This window comes from Ideonella sp. sgz306126, assembly GCF_056032705.1.
Genome location: NZ_JBVYWP010000002.1, coordinates 42434 through 61537, shown reverse-complemented (window position 1 = coordinate 61537; position 19104 = coordinate 42434). Strand labels below are relative to the sequence as shown.

The window sequence follows — 19104 nt, the reverse complement described above, 5'->3', positions numbered from 1 at the left end:
GCCCTGGCGGGTCTGCCGGCGCCGCGTCCGGGCGTGGCGCCCCGTTCAGGGGCCGTCCGGATTGCGCGCGCGCAGGCTGCGCACCAAGCTGTGGCGCAGGCGCTGGGCATCGATCGGCTTGGTCAGGAAGTCGTTCATGCCGACCGCCAGGGCCTGGTTGCGCTCGGACACCAGGGCCGCGGCGGTGAGGGCGATGATCGGCAGTTCCCGGGCATCGAAGCGCTGGCGCAGGGCTTCCGTGGCCTGGTAGCCGCTCATGCCCGGCATCTGCACGTCCATCAGCACGGCGTCGAACGGGTGGCCCCGGGCCCAGGCGGCCTCGACGGCCGCGACCGCTTCGGCGCCGTCGCCGGCCTGGCCGACCACCGCGCCCCATTGCTCCAGCAAGGCCACGGCGATCATCATGTTCACCGGGTTGTCCTCGACCATCAGCAGGTGCGCGCCGTCGATCGGGTCGGCGCCGCCGCTGGTGGGCCCGGATTCGAGTTCTTCGGCGTCGCCCGAGGGCAAGGGCAGGTCGGCCCAGAAACAGCTGCCCTGGCCGGGCAGGCTGACGACGCCGACCTGCCCGCCCATCAGCTCGGCGAGCTCGCGGCAGATCGACAGCCCCAGGCCGGTGCCGCCGTAGGATCGCGTGACCGAGTTGTCGGCCTGGGTGAACGGGCTGAACAGGCGGGCCTGGGTCTCGGCGTCGATGCCGGGTCCGGTGTCGGTCACCTCGAAGCGCACCAGGCCCGGGCGCACGCTACGTGCGCTCAGGCGCAGGCGGCCGGCGTCGGTGAACTTGAGGGCGTTGTTGAGGTAGTTGCTGAGGATCTGCCGCACCCGGGTCGGGTCGCCCACCACGGCCTCGGGCAGGCCCTCGTCGCGCTCGACCTCGAAGTCCAGGCCCTTGGTGTCGGCCAGCGCGCTGTAGGCATGGTGCAGCGAGGTCAACAGCGCGCCCAGGTCGAACACGATGCGGTCGAGGTGCATCTTGCCGGCCTCGATCTTCGACAGGTCGAGGATGTCGGACAGGATGCCCGACAAGGTTTCGGCGCTCTCGCTGATCTGCTCGATGTACTGGCGCCGGCGGCTGTCCTCGAGGCCCGGGTGGCGTGCCAGCCGGGCCAGGCCGAGCAAGGCGTTGAGTGGCGTGCGGATCTCATGGCTGGTGTTGGCCAGGAAGGCGCTCTTGGCATGGCTGGCGGCTTCGGCATCGTCGCGGGCGCGGGCCAGGGCCTGCTCGACCTGCCGCCGTTCGGTGATGTCCTCGGCCAGCCAGATCGTGCCGCCGCGGCTGGGATGGTTCGGGTCGACCGCCTTGGCCAACAGGCGGCACAGGAACTGGCTGCCGTCGCGCCGACGCAGCGCCTGCTCGATCTCGACGCGTTCGCTGCGCGCCAGCGGCGGGCCGATGCGGCGGCCGGTTTCGTCGTAGTTGTCGCGACTGGGCCAGACCACCGCCGCGTGCTGGCCGACCAGCAGCCCCGGCGGCCAGCCCAGCATCTGTTCGAGACGGGGGTTGACCATCATGAAGTGCTCGTCGCGGATCAGGCAGATGCCGGCCTGCGCGTTGTCGAGGATGGCCTCGCGCTCCAGCCGGGCCTGCTCGGCCGCCGTGACGTCGCGGGCGCTGATCAGCAGGTATTCGCGCTCGTCCATCATGAAGCGCGCGGCCGACATCAGCATCGTCACGCGCGCCCCACGACGGGTCACGAAGCTGGTCGGCAGGTTCTGCACGGCCGGCGCCTGGCGCAAGGCCTCGATCAGCCGCTTGCGCGCGTCGGTGTCGGCCCAGATGCCCAGTTCCAGGCTGGTCCTTCCCACCACCTCGGCGATCGTGTAGCCGGTCATCCTCTCGAAGCTCGGGTTGACCATCACGTAACGCCCGGTGGCCATCTCGGTCAGCGTGATCAGGTCCGGGTTGTTGGCCACCAACAGGCTGAGCATGGCCTCGGAGCGCTGCACCGCGGCCTCGGCCTGGCGCCGCTCGGTCTCGTCGACGTAGATGGTCAGCGTGGCGCTGCGGTCCTCCCCTGCATCGACCGTGACGCTGCTGGCCTGCACGACGAGTTCGATGCCCGGCCGCGGCCGCAGCATGAATTCGGCCGGCGGCAGGCGCCGGCCCGGGGGCAGCGCCGCCAGCTCCTCCAACCGCTGCCGCGCGAGGGCCTGCGATGTGCCCGGGGCGTAGAAGGACAACAGGTCCTGGCCCACCATGCTCGCCAGATCGCCGAAGCCGAACATCGCCACGGCGGCCGGGTTGGCATCCAGCACCCGGCCGCCGCGATGCACCACCAGGGCGGTGGGAATCCGGCGGAACAGGTCGTGGAAACGCGATTCGCTGATCTGCAGGGCCTCGCGGGCCTGCACTTCCACGGTCACGTCGCGCAGCATGGCCCAGTGGCCGCCCAGCGGGCCGCCGCCGTCGCGCCGCGGTTCGGCGCTGAGGCGCAGATGGCGCAGGCGGCCTTCGGCGTCGCTGCGTTGCAGCGGCAGCTCGCGCCAGCCCCGGCCCAGGCGCAGGTCATCGCGCAGGGCCCGCAATGCGGCAGCGTCGATCACGACCCCCTGCAGCTCCCACAGCTTGTGGTCCAGGTCGGACGGCCCCAGCACGGCGCCGTCGCGTCGGCTCGATTCGAAGAGCTTGCGCACCCGGCCCTGGGCGTCGAGCTCGCAGCAGATGTCGGCGGCCATGCCCAGCAGGCTGGCGGTGCGCTGCTCCTGGGCCGCCTGCCGGGCGTCGGCGAGCGCCTGCCGGCGCAGCCGCTCGACGGAGCAGACGAGCGTGCCGGCGATCATCAAGCCCACGCCGGCCAGCGCGGCCCAGGCGGTGACCGGGCCGCTCAGCAGGGACGCCAGCGCCGTCACCGCGCCGGCCACGCTCAGGGCCGCCCCGGCCAGCATCGGGCCGGGCGGGCGGTTCAGCCGGACGCGGGATCCGGAAGCGGGGTCATCTGGCAGGGGCACGGGACAACTCGGACGGGACGGCCGACCCAGTGTCCGCGCAATCGCCGCCAAAGCGAAACGCCGCCGGCGCGAGTTTGTCGCCGGCGCCACAGTCAGGCCGATCCGTCAAGGCCGGCCGCAGGCCAGCGCAAGCTCGTGCCGGGTGGCCGCGGCGGCGGCCCGTGCCCGCTGGGCGAAGTCGTCGCCCGCACCGGCGTAGAGCACGGCCCGCGACGAGTTGACGATGATCGGTCCGTCCGGCCGCCACGCCGCGCGCACGGTGGCGGCGGCGTCGCCGCCCTGGGCGCCGACCCCTGGAATCAGCAGCGGCAGGGTCGGCGCCAGCTCGCGCACCCGTGCCAGTTCGGCCGGGAAGGTGGCGCCCACCACCAGGCCCAGCCGGCCATCGCGGTTCCAGGGACCGGCGGCCAGCTTTGCCACGTGCTCGAACAGGCGGTCGCCGTTGGCCAGGGTCTGGAACTGCAGGTCCGAGCCGCCGGGATTGGAGGTCCGGCACAGCAGGATCAGGCCCTTGCCGTCGTACGGCAGGTAGGGCTCGATCGAGTCCCAGCCCATGAACGGCGACAGCGTCACCGCATCGGCCTGGTAGCGCACGAAGGCCTCGCGGGCGTATTGCTCGGCTGTCGAGCCGATGTCGCCGCGCTTGGCGTCGAGGACGATGGGCACGCCCGGCGCGGTACGCCGGATCGTGGCCATCAGCCGCTCCAGCTGGTCTTCGGCGCGGTGGGCGGCAAAGTAGGCGATCTGCGGCTTGAACGCGCACACCAGGTCTTTCGTGGCCTCGACGATGCGGGCGCAGAAATCGTGGATCTGCGACGGGTCGTCGCGCATCGCGCCGGGAAAGCGCGCCGGATCCGGGTCCAGGCCGACGCACAGCAGCGAGTCGTGGCGGGCCGAGGCCTCGGCCAGCAGGCGGGGGAAGCTCATGCCCTCATTCTAGGTGGGCCGCCCGACCCCGCCCGGCCCGCGCAGAGCCTATGCTGCGCCACCGTGCCAACGCGCCCGCCGGGGCCGATCCGGCGGCGGCAGGAGTTCAGGTGCCGGACGATCTTTCCTTGACGCAGTGGATCCACCGGGCGGCCGAAGGCCAGCCCGGCGCGATCGACCACCTGTTCGGGCAGCTCTATCCCGAGTTGCGCCGCATCGCCCATGCGCGGCTGTACGTCGGCGGCGGGCATGACCTGCTGTGCACCACCGAGCTGGTGCACGAGAGCTTTCTGCGCTTCACCCGGACACGCCAGCTCGACCTGGCCGACCGGCGCCACTTCTTCACCTACGCGGCCACCGTGATGCGGCATGTCATCGTCGACCTGGCGCGCGAACACCGGGCCCTGCATCGCGGCGGCGGGGCACCGCATGTGCCGCTGGACGACCTGCTTCCGGCCGACCACCCGGCCGCGTCGGCCGACGAGACCCTGCTGCGCATCCACGACGCGGTGGACGAACTGGCGCTGCGCGACCCGGCGCTGGCCCGGCTGGTGGAGATGCAGTATTTCGCCGGCTACAGCCAGGTCGAGATCGCCGAGCTGACCGCGCAGTCGGAGCGCACCGTGCGCCGGCAATGGGAGAAGGCCCGCGCCTTCCTGCTGACCCGCCTGCGGCCATGACTGCCGCCGCGCCGCCGCCCGACGCGCTGGCGCGCTGGCAGCGTGTGAGCGCCTGGCTGGACCAGGCCCTGGACCGGGATCCCGCGCAACGCCGCGCCTGGCGCGCCGATCTCGCGCGGCAGGATCCGCCGCCGGAGCCCGCCCTGCTGGCCGAGCTGGACGCGTTGCTGGCGGCCCATGCCACGGCGCTCGCCGACGACCCGCTCGCGGCGCCGCCGGTGCTGGGCCCGCGGCCGGCCGTGCCGCAGGACGCGGGCCCGCTGCCCGGCCAGCGGGTCGGCCCCTGGGAGTTGATGGCCTGCCTGGGCCAGGGCGGCATGGCCGCAGTCTGGCGCGCGCGCCGCGTCGACGGCGCCTACCAGCGCATGGTGGCGCTGAAGCTGCCGCACCGCCTGCCCTGGCGTGCCGATCTGGCGGCGCGGCTGGCGCGCGAGCGAGACATCCTGGCGCGCCTGGCCCACCCGCACATCGCGCGCCTGTACGACGCGGGCGTGGCCGCCACCGAGCCCGCGACGCCCTGGCTGGCGATGGAGCTGGTCGACGGCGAGCCGATCACCGACTGGTGCGACGCGCGCCGCCTGCCGCCGGCCAATCGGGTGCGCCTGTTCCTGCAGGTGCTCGACGCGGTCGCACATGCCCACGCCCTGCTGGTGCTGCATCGTGACCTCAAGCCCTCGAACATCCTGGTCAACGCCGAGGGCCAGGTGCGCCTGCTGGACTTCGGCATCGCCAAGCTGCTGGACGAAGAGGGCGACGAGGGGGGCGGCGCCCCGCTGACCCAGTTCGGCAGCCGGGCCCTGACGCCGGAATACGCCAGCCCCGAGCAACTGCGCGGCGACCCGCTGACCACGGCCAGCGACGTCTACTCGCTGGCGGTCGTGCTGTACGAGTTGCTGTGCGGCGCGCCCCCCTACCGCCTGCGCCATCGCAGCGCGGCCCAGCTCGAAACGGCCATTCTCGAAACGCCACCGCCGCGGCCCAGCGCGGACCCGCAGGCCGGTCCCGCCCAGGCGCGCGGCGTCACGCCGCGGCATCTGGCGCGCACGCTGCGCGGCGAACTCGATGCCATCGTGCTGATGGCCTTGCGCAAGTCGCCCGACCAACGCTTCCGCGGGGCCGCGGAATTCCGCGACGACCTTCAGCGCTGGCTGGACGGCCGCCAGGTGCAGGCCCAGCCCGATTCCTGGCACTACCGGCTCGGCGTCTTCGTGCGCCGCCACCGCGCCGGCGTGGCGATGGCCGCCGGCGCGGCGGCGCTGCTGCTGGCCACGACCGCGGTGTCGCTGCGCCAGCGCCAGATCGCCCGGCGCGAGGCCGAGCGCGCCGGTGCCACGCGCGACTTCCTGCTGAGCCTGTACAAGCCGGTGTCCTGGCTGGGCGGCAACCCGGCCCGCGGCGGTCAGGTGACGGCTCGCGAGCTGCTGGATCTGTCGGCCCGGCAATTGCGCGATCACCCCAGCACCGATCCGGACGTGCAGCGCGACCTGCTCAGCACGCTGGGCGACCTGTACGCCGACGCCGGGTCGCGCGACGGCGAACTGGCCGCCTCGCAGTCGCTGGTGGCCTACGTGCGCGAGCAGGTCGGTCCGCGCACGCCGGCGATGTTCGACGCGCTGGTTCGCCTGAGCCTGGCCCAGAACGCCTTCGACAGCACCCGGGCCGAAGCCACGCTGGCGCAGGCCACGCCGCTGCGGCCACCGGCTGGCGGCGAGTTCGACGCCAGCCTGGCGCGCTACTGGCTGTCGCTGGGCAACCTGACCGAGACCCGCGACGCAGCCACCGCCGAGCATGCCTTCGGCGAGGCGATCCGGGTGACCTCCGGGGCACCGGCGCTGCGCCTGCTCGCCAGCCGCGGCCTGATCGGCCTGGCGCGGGTGCGCTGGTTCGGCCAGGGCCGGCTGTCCGACGCTGCCGAGCTGTACCGGCGTGCGTTGGCGCTGTTGCATGCCGACCCGAGCACGCCGCGCTTTGCGTTGACCAAGCCCGAGGTCGAACTGGCCGAGGTCGAGTCCCGGCTGGGCCACTACGAGCGTGCCGGCGCGCTGCTGGACGCCGCCTACCAGCGCAGCCTGGAGGGGCTCGGGCCGACGGCCGTCGACACGGTGCAGGTAGGCCTGCGCAAGGCGGTGTATCTCAGCGCCACCGGCCGGGCGCCGCAGGCGCTGGCGCTGTTGACGCAGCTGCACCGCGCGGTGCTCGCGGTGCCGGGCATGGCGCAGGACGTCGCGACCCTGCCGGCGCTGCGCCAGGCCTTGTCGGACGTCGAGTCCTTGCTCGGGCGCTTCCAGGACGCCCAGCAGCACATCGCGCTGGCGGTCGACGGCTTGTCGCGCCGTGAAGGAGCGCGGCCCAGCACCGTGACCGTGCAATGGCTGGCGCAGTGGGCGCAGACCCTGGCCCAGCTGGGCCGGGCGGCCGAGGCGCGGGCGACGCTGGTGCGCGTGGACAGGATACAGCCGCAGGTGCAGACCACGCCGTGGAGCACGCGGATGCTGGCGATGCGGCGCGCCCGGGTCGAGGTGCTGGCGCAGACGAGCGCCGCCGATGCGCGGGCCGCGCAGGGCGCGTTGGACGCCTGGTCGCGTGCCGAGGAGGCCGTGATCGTCTCCTGGACACCGCAGGCGCAGGCGCGGGCGAGGGCCACAATCGCGATCTGGCGCGCCGAGGCCGGCTTGTTCGGACAACGGCCGGACGTGGCGCTGGCGCAAGCCCAGCAGGCCCTGGACGATCTGGACGACGCGGTGGTCGCCGAGGTCGGGCGCACCGAGCGGGCGCAGGCGTTGAGCTTGCGCGCCGAGGCCTTGTGGCGGATGGGGCAGGCCCCCCAGGCCTGCGCAGCGCAGCCGCAGGCGGCTGCGCTGCTGGCCGAGATCCTGCCCGGATCGGTCGAGCAGGGCCTGATGCAGCATCTGGCCGACCTGTGCCACGCCGGTGCGCGGGGGCGGGCCCGCGGCGCTGCCGTGCTTGCCATCGCGCCGTGGCGGGCGCGGCGCCGGGCGATGGACCCGCCCGTGCAGGTGCTTCGCGTGTCAGGCGCGGGCGGGCGGGCCGGGATGTAACGCCTGGCCGGATTCACCGGCGTTTGACGTATGTCCCCTCAACCAGGACGGCAGGCGGGGCTGATGGACGGCACCGCGTGTCTGGCGTCCGAACGGGGGTGGTGCATGTCAGAGTCGTTCTCGACGCCGGGTCGCCAGCGTCTGTCGTGGCGGGCCGTGGTGGCCTCGCCGCTGCCGGTGCTCGCTGCGTCGGTGGTGTCGGCCGTGGTGCTGATCGAACTGGGTGTGTCGATCGGCGATCGCCCGGGGGGCGAGCGCCAACGCCCACTGCGGCCACGCCAGGTGGCGACGCACTCGGCGGCTGTGCCGTCGCCTCCGATCCCTCGCGCCGCGCCGGACGGCGACGCGCCTGCGGCGGGCCATGGGCCCCACTGGGTGGCGGTGGTCGCCGCCCCTTGAGCGCTCAGCCGATGCGTGCCGCCAGCGTGGCCGCGCGGCCGGTGTAGCCGGCCGGCGTCAGGGCCAGCAGGCGGTCCTTCTCGTCCTGCGGCAGCGCCAGCCCGGCGATGAAGCCCTGCATCAGCTCGCGGGTCATCGGCTTGCCGCGGGTGAAGGCCTTCAGCTGCTCGTAGGGCTGGGGCAGGGCGTGGCGGCGCATCACCGTCTGGATCGCCTCGGCCAGCACTTCCCAGGCCTCGTCGAGGTCGGCCGCCAGCGCTGGTGCGTTCAGTTCGAGCTTGTCCAGGCCGCGGGCCAGCGAGTCGTAGCCCAGCAGCGCGTAGCCCAGCGCCACGCCCATGTTGCGCAGCACGGTCGAGTCGGTCAGGTCGCGCTGCCAGCGGCTGATCGGCAGCTTCTGGCTGAGGTGGGTCAGCAGCGCGTTGGCGAGGCCGAAATTGCCCTCGGCGTTTTCGAAGTCGATCGGGTTGACCTTGTGCGGCATCGCCGACGAGCCGACCTCGCCGTCCTTCAACCGCTGCTTGAAGTAGCCGAGCGAGATGTAGCCCCACACGTCGCGCGCGAAGTCGATCAGGATGGTGTTGGTGCGGGTGACCGCGTCGAACAGCTCGGCCATGTAGTCGTGCGGCTCGATCTGGATCGTGTAGGGATTGAAGCTCAGGCCCAGCCGCTGCTCGATGACGTCGCGCGAGAAGGCTTCCCAGTCGGTGTTCGGGTAGGCCACGCTGTGCGCGTTGTAGTTGCCGACGGCGCCGTTCATCTTGGCCAGCAGCTTCACCTCGGCGACGCGCGCACGCGCCTGCTGCAGGCGTGCGACCACGTTGGCGAGTTCCTTGCCCACGGTGGTGGGGCTGGCGGTCTGGCCATGAGTGCGCGACAGCATCGGCACGCTGGCGAAGCTGTGCGCCATGCCGACGAGCTGGGCGATCAACCGGTCCACCATCGGCAGCAGCACGTCGGCGCGGGCGGCCTTCAGCATCAAGGCATGGCTGGTGTTGTTGATGTCTTCGCTGGTGCAGGCGAAGTGCACGAACTCGCCGGCCGCCTTCAGCTCCGCATGGTGCTCCAGGCGCGACTTGAGCCAATACTCGACCGCCTTGACGTCGTGGTTGGTGACCTTCTCGATGTCCTTGATCGCCCGCGCATCGTGCTCGTTGAAGCGCACCACCAGACTGCGCAGCAGGCCGCGCGCGGCTTCCGACAACGGCGCGAAACCCTCCAGGCCGGCGTCGGACAAGGCGATGAACCACTCGATCTCCACCTGCACGCGGCGGTGCATCAGTCCGAACTCGGACAGCAGCGGCCGCAGCGCGGCGACCTTGGAAGCGTAGCGCCCGTCCAGCGGGGACAGGGCCGTGAGGGTGGAGAGCGTCATCAGCGGGCAGAAGGCAAGAGAAATCGGGGCGCGGCATGCACCATGGAGAGGCGCGCCGCGCAGCGCCGTGGATGGCGCGCGACACCCCGGCATTTTACGGCCGGCCGCCGAGGGCTTGTGACGGCATGTGCGGGGCCGCTTCGATAGAATCGGGGCCTACAGGGATACCTCCCCAAAGCCACTGCATGAAACTGATCGGATCCCTCTCCAGCCCCTATGTCCGCAAGGTCCGCGTCGTGCTGGCCGAAAAGAAGCTGGATTACCAGTTCGTGCTCGAGGACGTCTGGGGCAACGACGCCATCCTGGCGGCCAATCCTTTGGGCAAGGTGCCTTGCCTGGTGATGGAAGGCGCCGAAGCGGTGTTCGACTCGCGCGTGATCGTCGAGTACGTCGATACGCTGTCGCCGGTCGGCAAGCTGATTCCGGCCAGCGGCCGCGAGCGCGTCGAGGTGCGCACCTGGGAAGCGTTGGCCGATGGCCTGCTCGATGCCAGCATCAGCGCGCGGCTGGAAAAGGTCTGGGCCGGCCGCAGCGAGGCGCAGCGCTCGCAAGCCTGGATCGACCGCCAGATGTCACGGGTGCAGTCCGCGCTGCAGGCCATGAGCCTGGGCCTGGGCGACAAGCCCTTTTGCGTCGGCATCTACATGAGCCTGGCGGACATCGCCACCGTGGTCGCGCTGTCCTATCTCGATTTCCGTTTCCCCGAACTGGACTGGCGCAGCCCCCATCCGAACCTGCAGCGCCTGCACGACAAGCTGGCGGCGCGCCAGAGCTTCATCGACACCGCCCCGCAGGGGTGACGTGCGTTCGCCGACCGGCGTTGTGCCGGTCGTCACGATGGGAACCACAGGGCGCGTGCGTTCTTGCCGAAATTGGGGGCGCTGCCGGCGCAGGCCGGCCCCCGTCGGTTAGGATCGTCAGCAAGACCAGGGAGCGGTTGAGGGTCGCGCTGAGACAGCGCGGCAAGGATTGCAGTTGACCTCGGCTCCCCGGACCCGCCAGCGCCAGATGCTCGCCGCGTTACGTCGGCCCAGCGTGCTGACCGTCGCCATGGGAGGCGTGTGGGTGGTGGCGATCCTCGTGGCGGCCAGCCTGGCGGTGCTTGCGCTGCGCGAGCGCGAGATCGCCACCTGGAAGCGGCAACTCGAGACGGTGACGCTGATCCTTGCCGAGCAAGCCTCGCAGGCGATGGCCACCGGCGACGATGTGCTCGACGACGTGGCCGAGAGAGTGCAGAGGCTGGGCGTCCGCGATGCCGCCGACCTGCGTCGCCAGCTGGCCGGCGTCCAGACCTTTCGCATGCTGCGCGAGAAGATTCGCGGGCACGGCCAGATCGACGTGGCGAGCATCGTCGCCGCCAATGGCGACGTGATCAACTTCAGCCGCTCGTATCCGGCGCCGCCGATCAATCTGTCCGATCGCGATTACTTCAAGGCCAGCCAGCAAGGCGACGGTGTGGCCCGCAAGGTCAGCCTGCCGGTGCGCAACAAGGGCAACGGCAAGTGGACCTTCTACCTCAGCCGCCGGCTCGACGACGCCGACGGGCACATGATCGGCCTGCTGTTGCTGGGCATCTCGATCGATGCGTTCTCCGACTTTTATGCGCCGATCGGCAAGAACCTCGGCGAAGGCGCGGCGATCAACCTGCTGCGCAGCGACTTCGTCTATCTGACCCGCTGGCCCCGCTCGGACAGCCTGATCGGGCGGGCCAATCGCACCGGGGTCAGCTTCGATCTGGTGCAGCGCCGCGGGCTCGACCACGGCGCCGAATACGCGCGCACCTATCGCCTGGCGGACGACGCGGATGTGGAGCGCATCGTGGCCACCCGCGTGGTCAACGGCTATCCGCTGATCGTCAGCGTCGCGGCCACCGGCGATCTGTTTCTTGCCGGCTGGCACCGGGCGGCCTGGGGCATCGCGGCCATTTCGGGCGCCTGCGTGGCGGTGCTGGTCGGGCTGCTGGCGGTGGTGGTCCGGCTGCAGCGGCAGCATGAATCCGAGTTGCGCCAGAACCGCGCGCTGAACGACGCGCTGCGCGAGAGTGAATCGCGCGCCAACCTGATCATCGAGCGCGCCCCGGACGCGATGGTGCTGGTCGACGCGCAGGGCCGCATCCAGCGCGTGAACGCCCGAGCCGAAGTGCTGTTCGGCTACGCGCGCGAGGACTTGGTCGGGCAGGCGATCGAGGTGCTGGTGCCCGAGGCGCTGCGGGCGCGCCATCGCCAGGATCTCGACGGCTATCTGCGCCATGCCGAGCCGCGCGCGATGGCCAACAGCCGCGACCTGTCGGCCCGCCACCGCGACGGCCGGCTGATCCCGGTCGAGATCAGCCTGGCGCCGATGGCGCGCGGCGACGAGTTGCAGGTCCTGGCGTCGGTGGTCGATGTCGGCGAGCGCAAGGCCTTCGAACAGGCGTTGCGCAGCCACCGCGACCGGCTCGAAGAACAGGTCGCCCAACGCACCGCCGAGCTGCTGGCGTCGCGCAACGAGGCCCAGCACCTGGCCCAGGTCAAGAGCCAGTTCCTGGCCAACATGAGCCACGAGATCCGTACGCCGCTGAACGCAATCACCGGCATGGCCTACCTGATCCGCCGCGGTGGCATGTCGGCCGAGCAGACGGCGCAGCTGGACAAGCTCGAAGACGCCAGCGACCATTTGCTGGGCGTGATCAACGCCATCCTCGAACTCTCCAAGATCGAGGCGGGCCACGTTCCGCTCGCGGAGGTGCCGGTGCATGTCGAGAGCCTGCTCGAGAGCGTCGTCGCGCTGCTGCACGACCGGGCGAGCGCCAAGCACCTGACGCTGTGCACCGAGGTGGTCGGCGTGCCGGACCTGCTGCTGGGCGACCCCACCCGCCTGCGCCAGGCACTGCTGAATTTCGCGGCCAATGCGGTCAAGTTCACCGAGACCGGCCGGATCACGCTGCGGGTCGGCGTGATAGAGCGGGACGCCGCCGGCGTGCTGCTGCGATTCGAGGTGGACGACCAGGGCATCGGCATCGCGCCCGATGCGCTCGCGCGCCTGTTCACCGCCTTCGAGCAGGCCGACAACTCGCTCAGCCGCAGCCATGGCGGCACCGGCCTGGGCTTGTCGATCACCCGCAAGCTGGCGCAGCTGATGGGTGGCGACGCGGGGGCCACCAGCACCCCGGACCGGGGCAGCACCTTCTGGTTCACCGCCCGGCTCGGCCTCTGCAGCCAAGGGCGCCCGGCCGAGCCGCGGGTCGATCCGAAAACCGCGGCCGCGCTGCTGGCGCGCGATCTTCCGGGCTACCGCATCCTGCTGGTCGAGGACGATCCGGTCAACCGCGAGATCGCCATCGCGATGCTGGAGCACGCGGGACAGGTCGTCGACGTCGCCGTGGACGGCAGCCAGGCCGTCAGCATGGCCCACCGCCAGCGCTATGCGCTGATCCTGATGGACATGCAGATGCCGGTGATGGACGGGCTGGAGGCCACCCGGCGCATCCGCGCCCTGCCCGGCGGCGATGCCGTGCCTATCGTTGCGATCACGGCCAATGCGTTCGCGGAGGATTCGGTCCGCTGCCTGGACGCCGGCATGGACGACTTCGTCGCCAAGCCGCTGGTGGCCGAACACTTCTATGCGGTGCTGCGGACCTGGTTGGGTTCGAATCCCAACGGAGCGGAACCCGAGCGCGGCACCTGAGCCGCGTCAGGTCATCAAGGCCGCCCGGTCGCTGCGCGTGGGCGAGAAGCTCCCGGCCTGGGCCAGCGGCCAGTAGACCTCGTAGACCTTGTGGGGCCAGGCGGCTTCCCCGCGCGAGGCGGCCAGCAGTTCGCCAGGCTGCAGGAAGCGGAGCTGGTTGACCAGCAGCCTGACTTGGTCGCCGTCGACCCGGCGCACGATGTGGCCCGGCGTGATCTCGCCGGGATGCGCCAGGCCGGCGGCCTGGATCAACTCCTTGAGCGCATGCAAGGTGCTGCGGTGGTACTGGGCCACGCGCTCGGCCTTGTCCGGCACCACCAGCGCGCGCTGGCGCAGCGGATCCTGGGTGGTCACGCCGGTCGGGCAACTGCCGGTGTGGCAGCTCTGGGCCTGGATGCAGCCCAGCGCGAACATGAAGCCGCGCGCCGAATTGCACCAGTCGGCGCCCAGGGCCATCGCGCGCGCGATGTCGAAGGCGCTGATGATCTTGCCCGACGCGCCCAGCTTGATGCGCTCGCGCAGGTTCAGTCCGACCAGGGTGTTGTGGACCAGCAGCAGCCCCTCCTGCAGCGGCGTGCCGACATGGTCGACGAATTCCAGCGGCGCGGCGCCGGTGCCGCCCTCGGCACCGTCGACGACGATGAAATCCGGCGTGATGCCGGACTCCAGTATCGCCTTGCAGATCGCGAACCACTCCCACGGGTGGCCGACGCAGAACTTGAAGCCGGTCGGCTTGCCGCCCGACAGCTTGCGCAGGCGGTCGATGAACTGCAGCATCTCCAACGGCGTGCCGAACGCGCTGTGCGAGGCCGGCGACACGCAATCGACGCCCACCGGCACGCCGCGCGCCGCGGCGATCTCCGGCGTCACCTTGGGCCCGGGCAGCACGCCGCCGTGGCCCGGCTTGGCGCCCTGCGAGAGCTTGATCTCGATGAGCTTGACCTGCGGGTCGGTGGCGTTGCGGACGAACCGTTCCTCGTCGAAACGGCCGTCGTCGTGGCGGCAGCCGAAGTAGCCTGAGCCGATCTCCCACACCAGGTCGCCGCCGTGCACGCGGTGGTGCCGGCTGATCGAGCCCTCGCCGGTGTCGTGCATGAAGCCGCCCAGCCGGGCGCCGCGGTTGAGCGCCAGCACGGCGTTGGCGCTGAGCGCACCGAAGCTCATCGCCGAGATGTTGAACACGCTGGCGCTGTAGGGCTGGCCGCGCCCGGCACCGATCGTGATGCGGAAATCCTGCGTCGCCAGCGAGCTCGGCAGCAGAGAATGGTTGATCCATTCGTAGCCCGCGTGATGCACGTCGAGCTGGGTGCCGAAGGGACGCTTGTCGGGCTCGCCCTTGGCGCGCTGGTAGACCAGCGAGCGCTGCTGGCGGGAGAACGGTGCCGCCTCGTTGTCGCTCTCGATGAAGTACTGGCGCATCTCCGGCCGGATGAATTCGAGCAGGAAGCGCAGGTGGCCGATCACCGGGTAGTTGCGCAGCACGGCATGGCGCCGCTGGCGCAGGTCGCGCAGGCCCAGCGCCACGCCGCCGAATCCCAGCACGGTGGCCGCCGCGCCACTGCCGGTGCTGACCCACACGAAGGCGCCGAGCAGCGCGAGCACCGCGCAACCCAGCAGCGTCAGGTAACGGATCGGAACTTGGCGATCGAGCGCCAGCAACCAGGTGGGCATGTCGAGTTTCCGGTGCGAGGCGGCAAAGCGGCCATGCTACTGTGGCCGGGGTCGGGCGGCCTGCTCGTTTTCGCTCGGACCGCCACGGTCGCGCCGTATGTTGATAATCGGGGCCCCGACGCCCTGATGACGAGACCTTCCTTGGCTGTTCAAACTCGCCGCCCGCCGCGGCCCCGCTCACGCGGACTGGTGTTGACCTCGGTGCTGCTCGTGGTGGTGGTGGTGTCGGTGCTGGCCGCGCTGGTGCTGGCCGTCGCGGTGGCGATCATCTACCCGCAACTGCCGCCGCTCGATGCGGTGACCGACTATCGCCCGCGCCAGCCGCTGGAGGTCTTCACGCGGGACAACGTCGAGATCGCCCAGTTCGGTTCCGAGAAGCGGGTGTTCCTGCCGATCGCGCAAATCCCCAAGCGCATGCAGGATGCGCTGCTGGCGGTGGAGGACGCGCGTTTCCGAGAGCATGGCGGGATCGATTTCCACGGCGTGGCGCGGGCCGTGGTGGCCAACCTGATGGGCCACCGCGAGGGCGCGTCGACCATCACGCAGCAGGTGGCCCGCAACTTCTTCCTGACCTCGCGGCGCACGCTGGAGCGCAAGCTCAAGGAAGCGGCGCTGGCGATGAAGATCGAGCATGCGCTGAGCAAGGACCAGATCCTCGAGCTCTACATGAACCAGATCTACCTGGGGCACCACGCCTATGGCTTCGGCGCCGCGTCGCAGGTCTACTTCGGCAAGCCGCTGGCCGAGCTGTCGATCGCCGAGTGCGCGATGCTGGCGGGCCTGCCGCAGAACCCGGCCTTCGCCAACCCGATCACCAACCTCGGGCGCGCCACCACGCGCCAGCACGTGGTGCTGGCGCGCATGCTGGAAACCGGGGCCATCACCCAGGCCGAGCACGATGCGGCGCTGGCGGAAAAGCTGGTGATCCGCTCGCGCCTGCAGGTCGACGTGCACGCCGACTTCGTCGCCGAGATGGCGCGCAAGGCGGTGGTCGACCAGTTCGGCGACAAGGCCTACACGCAGGGCTTCAAGGTCTACACCTCGCTGCTGGCCAAGGACCAGGAGGCGGCCTGGCACGCGGTGCGCCGCGGTCTGCTGGATCAGGATCGGCGCACCGCCTGGCGCGGCCCCGAGGATGCCGAAGACCTGCCTGCGACGGATGACGACGCGGCCATCGCCGAGGCGCTGAAGGACCATCCCGACGACGAGGACCTGCGCGTGGCGATCGTGCTGCAGGCCAGCCCGCGCGAGGTGGTGGCGCGGCTGGCCACCGGCGAGACCGTGCGGCTCAGCGGCGAAGGCCTGCGCTGGGCTCAGCCGGGGCTGTCCAGCCGGGCCTCGGACGACCTGCGCATCGAGCGCGGCTCGATCATCCGCGTGGTCCAGAACGGCAAGCAGGGCTGGTCGATCAGCCAGTTCCCCGAGGCCCAGGCGGCCTTCGTCGCGCTGGACCCGGCGACCGGCCGCGTGCGGGCGATGGTCGGCGGTTTCGACTTCACGCGCCAGCCCTTCAACCACGCCACCCAGGCCTGGCGCCAGCCCGGCTCCAGCTTCAAGCCTTTCCTGTATTCCGCCGCGCTGGAACACGGCGTGATGCCGGCGACGATGATCAGCGATGCGCCGCTGACCATCGGCGACTGGAGCCCGCAGGACGCCGAGACCGACGACGGTGCACCGCTGTCGATGCGCGAGGCGCTGGCCAAATCGAAGAACCTGGTCAGCGTCCGGCTGGTGCAGATGATGGGGCTGCCGGATGCGCGGAACTGGGCGGCGCGCTTCGGCTTCGACATGACCAAGCAGCCCGACAACCTGACGCTGGCGCTGGGCGCCGGCAGCACCACGCCGTTGCAGCTGGCCTCGGCCTATGCGGTGTTTGCCAACGGCGGCTACAAGGTCACGCCGCTGGTGATCGAGCGCATCGTCGACGCGCAGGGCGCGGTGCTGTTCCAGGCCCCGCCGCCGCCGACCCTGCATGACGCGGTCGTCGCACCGGCCGCCGACGCGGCATCGGCGCCGGCCATGCCGGCATCCGGGGCCGCTTCGGGCGCGCTGGCGCTGTCGTCCGGTGGACCGCCGTTCTCGGCGGCCGCCGCCGCCGACGGCGACCGCGTGGTCTCGCCACGCAACGTGTTCATCATCCGCTCGCTGCTGCAGGAAGTGACCCGCAGCGGCACCGGCGCGCGCGCCCAGGCCCAGTTGCACCGCACCGATCTGTACGGCAAGACCGGCACCACCAACGACGTCGTGGATGCGTGGTTCGCCGGCTTCCAGCCCAGCGTGGTGGCGGTGGCCTGGATGGGCTATGACCAGCCGCGCAGCCTGGGCAGCCGCGAGAGCGGCGCCGGCCTGTCGCTGCCGATCTGGATCAACTACATGGGCCAGGTGCTCAAGGGCGTGCCGGTCCAGGCCGATGTGCCGCCCGAGGGCGTCCAGCAGGTCGACGGCGACTGGCGCTACAGCGAATACGCCCAGGGCGGCTTCGTCGGCCAGATCGGGATCGCGGCGCCGGATGCCGCGGCGTCGGCGGCATCTGCGCCGGCATCTACGCCGACGTCGGATGCCGCGCTGGCGGCACCGGCCGCGCCGGTGGCGTCCGCCCCCAACGCCGCGGCGGCGACGACGCAGGCCTCGCCCGTGCGCAGCCCGACCTTGCCGGCGATGACCCGGATTCCCTGACCCGCGCGTTTCTCCACCCCTGACCTCACGACGAGCAACCATGGCCTTGTATGAATTCGATGGTGTGGCCCCCGAGGTGCCGGATTCGGCCTGGGTGGCGGATTCGGCCGAGGTGATCGGCCGGGTGGAACTGGGCGAGGACGTCAGCATCTGGCCCACCACGGTGATCCGGGGCGACCAGCGCGAGCCGGTGCGCATCGGCCGCGGCAGCAACGTGCAGGACGGCTGCGTGCTGCATTCCGACGCCGGCCAGCCGCTGACCCTCGGCGAGCACGTCACCGTCGGCCACAAGGTGGTGCTGCACGGCTGCACCATCGGCGACGGCTCGCTGGTGGGCATCGGCGCGGTGGTGCTCAACGGCGCGGTGATCGGGCCGGACTGCCTGGTCGGTGCCGGCGCGTTGGTGACCGAGGGCAAGCAGTTTCCGGCCGGTTCGCTGATCGTCGGCAGCCCGGCCACGGTCAAGCGCGCGCTGACGCCCGAGCAGATCGCCGGCCTGCGTGCCAGCGCGGCGCATTACGTCGCCAACGCCCGGCGCTTCAAGACCGCGCTGCACCGCGTCGGCTGAGCCGCGAGCGCCGATGCGCCTCGATGAGATCCGCCAGCGCCTGCGCGCCTTGGGGGCCCTGCCCAGGCACGAGGCCCGCGTGCTGCGCCTGTGGGCCCAGGCGCAGCCGCAGGACAGCGGCCGGCGCCGGCTGGAAGACTTCATGCCCAAGCCGCTGCGCGAGGCCTTGCCGGCGTTGTCGGCCGAGCTGGCCGCGCTGGCGCGGCTGCGCTCGCAGCATCCCGGCGAGGACGGCTCGTCACGGCTGCTGGTGGACTTGCTGGACGGCCAGGCCGTCGAAGCCGTGCTGCTGCCGCGCGACGGCCTGTGCGTGTCGACCCAGGTCGGCTGCGCCGTCGGCTGCCAGTTCTGCATGACCGGCACCGGCGGCTTGATCCGCCAGGTGACGAGCGGCGAGATCGTGGCCCAGGTGGTGTTGGCGCGCGCGCTGCGGCCGGTGAAGAAGGTGGTGTTCATGGGCATGGGCGAGCCCGCCCACAACCTGGACAACGTGCTCGACGCGATCGACCTGCTGGGCACCGAGGGCAACATCGGCCACAAGAACCTGGTGTTCTCGACCGTCGGCGACCGGCGCGTGTTCGAGCAATTGCCGCTGCAGCGCGTCAAGCCTGCGCTGGCGCTGTCGCTCCACACGACCCAGGCCGAGTTGCGCGAGCGCCTGCTGCCGCGCGCGCCGCGCATCGCGCCCGACGAACTGGTGGCGCTCGGCGAGCAGTACGCCCGCCGCACCGGCTATCCGGTGCAACTGCAGTGGACGCTGATGGCCGGCGTGAACGACGGCGCCGACGAGCTCGACGCGCTGGCGCGGCTGCTCGTCGGCAAGTACCTGGTGCTCAACCTGATCCCCTACAACAGCGTGCCCGAGCTGCCGTTCCGTCGCCCGAGCTGGGAGCGCGCCGCGGAGATCGCCCGCCAGCTTCACCGCCAGGGCATCCTGACCAAGCTGCGCCACTCGGCCGGCCAGGACGTGGAGGCCGGTTGCGGCCAGCTGCGCGCACGCGAACGGCCGATCGCGCTGGTGCGACCCCGCGCGACGATCTGACGGACGCCGGCGCGCATCGTCGGCGAACCCGATGCGTCCGGCGCGCGACTGCGTCTAAACTAGGCAATACGGGCCCTGCGCGGGCCCGC

Annotated in this window: 12 protein-coding genes; 8 read left to right on the top strand and 4 right to left on the bottom strand. The window is 71.4% G+C overall.

Annotation, left to right across the window (positions count from 1 at the left end; genetic code table 11):
• Window positions 1-45 precede the first annotated feature (45 nt).
• On the bottom strand, window positions 46-2952 hold the full coding sequence (locus tag AC0N04_RS04675) for a PAS domain S-box protein (RefSeq protein WP_474279162.1): 2907 nt from the start codon (window positions 2950-2952) through the stop codon (window positions 46-48).
• Between the two features lie 105 nt (window positions 2953-3057).
• Complete coding sequence (pyrF, locus tag AC0N04_RS04670; protein ID WP_474279160.1) at window positions 3058-3879, bottom strand: orotidine-5'-phosphate decarboxylase; 822 nt, start codon at window positions 3877-3879, stop codon at window positions 3058-3060.
• Between the two features lie 50 nt (window positions 3880-3929).
• On the opposite strand from pyrF, the gene AC0N04_RS04665 reads away from it, so the two are divergent.
• The 3 genes from AC0N04_RS04665 (at window position 3930) to AC0N04_RS04655 (ending at window position 8017) form a co-directional block, all read left to right on the top strand.
• Window positions 3930-4559, top strand: a complete 630-nt coding sequence (locus AC0N04_RS04665; protein ID WP_474279158.1) for an ECF-type sigma factor — start codon at window positions 3930-3932, stop codon at window positions 4557-4559.
• Window positions 4556-7618, top strand: coding sequence for a serine/threonine-protein kinase (locus AC0N04_RS04660; RefSeq protein WP_474279156.1), 3063 nt, complete (start codon window positions 4556-4558; stop codon window positions 7616-7618). The genes AC0N04_RS04665 and AC0N04_RS04660 overlap by 4 nt, the downstream gene beginning before the upstream one ends.
• A 105-nt stretch (window positions 7619-7723) precedes the next feature.
• A complete protein-coding gene (locus AC0N04_RS04655) occupies window positions 7724-8017 on the top strand; it encodes a hypothetical protein (RefSeq protein WP_474279154.1) in 294 nt (97 codons plus the stop codon).
• Between the two features lie 4 nt (window positions 8018-8021).
• On the opposite strand, the gene purB is transcribed toward AC0N04_RS04655, so the two are convergent.
• The gene (gene purB, locus AC0N04_RS04650; RefSeq protein WP_474279152.1) at window positions 8022-9392 is read right to left on the bottom strand and encodes an adenylosuccinate lyase; all 1371 of its coding nucleotides are present in this window, start codon (window positions 9390-9392) and stop codon (window positions 8022-8024) included.
• Window positions 9393-9577: 185 nt separating this feature from the next.
• Here purB and AC0N04_RS04645 point away from each other — a divergent pair, with 185 nt between their 5' ends.
• Both AC0N04_RS04645 and AC0N04_RS04640 read left to right on the top strand, forming a co-directional pair.
• The gene (locus tag AC0N04_RS04645) at window positions 9578-10192 is read left to right on the top strand and encodes a glutathione S-transferase family protein (protein WP_474279150.1); all 615 of its coding nucleotides are present in this window, start codon (window positions 9578-9580) and stop codon (window positions 10190-10192) included.
• A 175-nt stretch (window positions 10193-10367) separates the two neighbouring features.
• Window positions 10368-13058: a PAS domain S-box protein gene (locus AC0N04_RS04640; protein WP_474279148.1), complete on the top strand. Its 2691-nt coding sequence runs from the start codon at window positions 10368-10370 to the stop codon at window positions 13056-13058.
• Window positions 13059-13064: 6 nt separating this feature from the next.
• Here AC0N04_RS04640 and AC0N04_RS04635 read toward each other — a convergent pair whose 3' ends face one another.
• Window positions 13065-14729 carry an FMN-binding glutamate synthase family protein gene (locus AC0N04_RS04635; protein WP_474279147.1) on the bottom strand — a complete coding sequence of 555 codons (1665 nt, stop codon included), beginning with the start codon at window positions 14727-14729 and terminating at the stop codon, window positions 13065-13067.
• A 141-nt stretch (window positions 14730-14870) separates the two neighbouring features.
• On the opposite strand from AC0N04_RS04635, the gene AC0N04_RS04630 reads away from it, so the two are divergent.
• Genes AC0N04_RS04630 through AC0N04_RS04620 form a run of 3 tightly spaced genes read left to right on the top strand, consistent with a single transcriptional unit; the run spans window position 14871 to window position 19015 of the window.
• The gene (locus AC0N04_RS04630; protein ID WP_474279145.1) at window positions 14871-17405 is read left to right on the top strand and encodes a penicillin-binding protein 1A; all 2535 of its coding nucleotides are present in this window, start codon (window positions 14871-14873) and stop codon (window positions 17403-17405) included.
• A gap of 40 nt (window positions 17406-17445) precedes the next feature.
• Window positions 17446-17973 carry a gamma carbonic anhydrase family protein gene (locus AC0N04_RS04625; RefSeq protein ID WP_474279144.1) on the top strand — a complete coding sequence of 176 codons (528 nt, stop codon included), beginning with the start codon at window positions 17446-17448 and terminating at the stop codon, window positions 17971-17973.
• A 13-nt stretch (window positions 17974-17986) separates the two neighbouring features.
• Window positions 17987-19015, top strand: a complete 1029-nt coding sequence (locus AC0N04_RS04620) for an RNA methyltransferase (RefSeq protein WP_474279142.1) — start codon at window positions 17987-17989, stop codon at window positions 19013-19015.
• The last annotated feature ends 89 nt before the right edge of the window (window positions 19016-19104 follow it).

Bases quoted from the DNA above. Each gene is read 5' to 3' on its own strand.
- AC0N04_RS04620 (WP_474279142.1), top strand. From the start codon at position 17,987: ATGCGCCTCGATGAGATCCGCCAGCGCCTGCGCGCCTTGGGGGCCCTG.
- AC0N04_RS04660 (WP_474279156.1), top strand. From the start codon at position 4,556: ATGACTGCCGCCGCGCCGCCGCCCGACGCGCTGGCGCGCTGGCAGCGT.
- AC0N04_RS04665 (WP_474279158.1), top strand. From the start codon at position 3,930: ATGCTGCGCCACCGTGCCAACGCGCCCGCCGGGGCCGATCCGGCGGCG.
- AC0N04_RS04635 (WP_474279147.1), bottom strand. From the start codon at position 14,729: ATGCCCACCTGGTTGCTGGCGCTCGATCGCCAAGTTCCGATCCGTTAC.
- AC0N04_RS04625 (WP_474279144.1), top strand. From the start codon at position 17,446: ATGGCCTTGTATGAATTCGATGGTGTGGCCCCCGAGGTGCCGGATTCG.
- pyrF (WP_474279160.1), bottom strand. From the start codon at position 3,879: ATGAGCTTCCCCCGCCTGCTGGCCGAGGCCTCGGCCCGCCACGACTCG.
- purB (WP_474279152.1), bottom strand. From the start codon at position 9,392: ATGACGCTCTCCACCCTCACGGCCCTGTCCCCGCTGGACGGGCGCTAC.
- AC0N04_RS04645 (WP_474279150.1), top strand. From the start codon at position 9,578: ATGAAACTGATCGGATCCCTCTCCAGCCCCTATGTCCGCAAGGTCCGC.
- AC0N04_RS04655 (WP_474279154.1), top strand. From the start codon at position 7,724: ATGTCAGAGTCGTTCTCGACGCCGGGTCGCCAGCGTCTGTCGTGGCGG.